Below are 1,481 nucleotides of genomic sequence, written 5' to 3' on the forward strand. Positions count from 1 at the left end.
GGCAATATTGGGCGAGGGGCGGGGGGGCGGCGCCCCCGCCACTACGACCGGTCAGGCCCGCGCTGGGCGCGGGCCTGGGTTGTTCACTTGAACTCAGCGGTCCAGTAGCCTTCGATCTGCGTGACCAGTTCCGCCGGCAGCGGCACGTAGTGCAGTTCGTTGGCCTGGGCCTGGCCGTTCTCGAACGCCCACTTGAAGAACGCCAGGGTGTCCTTGCTGCGCTTGGCATCCTTGGGCTGCTTGTGCATCAGCATGAAGTTGGTGGCGGTGATCGGCCATGCCTGGTCGCCCGGGGCATTGGTGATGACCAGGTTGAAGTCCTTGGCGCTGGCCCAGTCGGCGCTGGCAGCGGCAGCGGCGAAGGTTTCAGCGGTCGGCTGCACCCAGTTGCCGGCGGCGTTCTGCATCGAGGCGTACGGCATGCCGTTCTGCAGTGCGTAAGCCAGTTCGACGTAACCGATCGAACCCTTGATCTGCTTCACGTAGGAAGCCACGCCTTCGTTGCCCTTGCCACCGACGCCGTCCGGCCACTGCACCGAGGTGCCTTCGCCGACCTTGCTCTTCCAGTCCGGGCTGACCTTGGACAGGTAGTTGGAGAAGTTGAAGGTGGTGCCCGAACCGTCCGAACGGTGGACCAGGGTGATCTTGCCGTCGGGCAGCTTCACGCCCGGGTTGGCGGCCACGATGGCCGGGTCGTTCCAGGTCTTGACCTTGCCCAGGAAGATGTCGGCGAGCAGGGCACCGCTCAGGCGCAGCTTGCCGGCTTCCAGACCTTCAATGTTGACCACCGGGACCACGCCGCCGATGGCGGACGGGAACTGGCCCAGGCCGGCCTGGGCCAGCTCTTCGCTGGTCAGCGGCTTGTCGGAGGAACCGAAATCAACCGTGCCGGCCTTGATCTGGGCGATACCGCCACCCGAGCCGATCGACTGATAGTTGACCTTGGCACCGGTGGCGGCGTTGTAGTCGGCCGACCACTTGGACACCAGCGGGAAGATGAACGACGCGCCGGCACCGGAGATCTCGGCGCTGATCTTGTCGCCTGCGGCCGGGGCGGCGGCGGGGGCGTCGGCGGCCGGGGCAGTGGCCTGGCCTTCAGCGGCAGGCTTGCAGGCGGACAGGCCCAGGGCGATGGCCAGGGAAAGGGCGGCAAAGCCGGCCGATTGCAGTTTCATGCGTCACTCCATAGCGGGAAAAGGGCCGGTCTGGCCGGCTGACGCTGCTATGAAATGATGTTTTTGTTACAGCCGTATGACGCCTTGGTCGGGGTTGGGGTAATGCTTGTTGAAACAACGACTTGCGTGTTGTTTTGGGCGATGGCGAAACGGCGCGGGCGGTACCGTTGAAACAAAAAAGCGCGGATCAGATGATCCGCGCCCGGGGTGCCGCCAAGGGGAGAGAGGACCTGGCGGCACCGTTGCCTCGTTCGGTGTGTGCCGCCCAACCGTCGGCACCTACCGGGATTGCGTCGATCAGTACTT

At 65.2% G+C, this 1,481-nt stretch carries 2 protein-coding genes; one reads left to right on the plus strand and one right to left on the minus strand.

What is annotated here, in order from left to right:
* Positions 1 to 83 precede the first annotated feature (83 nt).
* On the minus strand, positions 84 to 1,175 hold the full coding sequence (gene pstS / locus QMX83_RS21425; protein ID WP_282298641.1) for a phosphate ABC transporter substrate-binding protein PstS: 1,092 nt from the start codon (positions 1,173 to 1,175) through the stop codon (positions 84 to 86).
* Between the two features lie 122 nt (positions 1,176 to 1,297).
* Between pstS and QMX83_RS21430 the strand changes: the two genes are divergently transcribed.
* Positions 1,298 to 1,481: hypothetical protein (locus QMX83_RS21430; RefSeq protein ID WP_282298642.1), on the plus strand; the 184-nt coding region annotated here is incomplete at its 3' end.

The sequence above is a fragment of the Stenotrophomonas sp. PS02289 genome (assembly GCF_029960115.1).
GTDB lineage: Bacteria > Pseudomonadota > Gammaproteobacteria > Xanthomonadales > Xanthomonadaceae > Stenotrophomonas.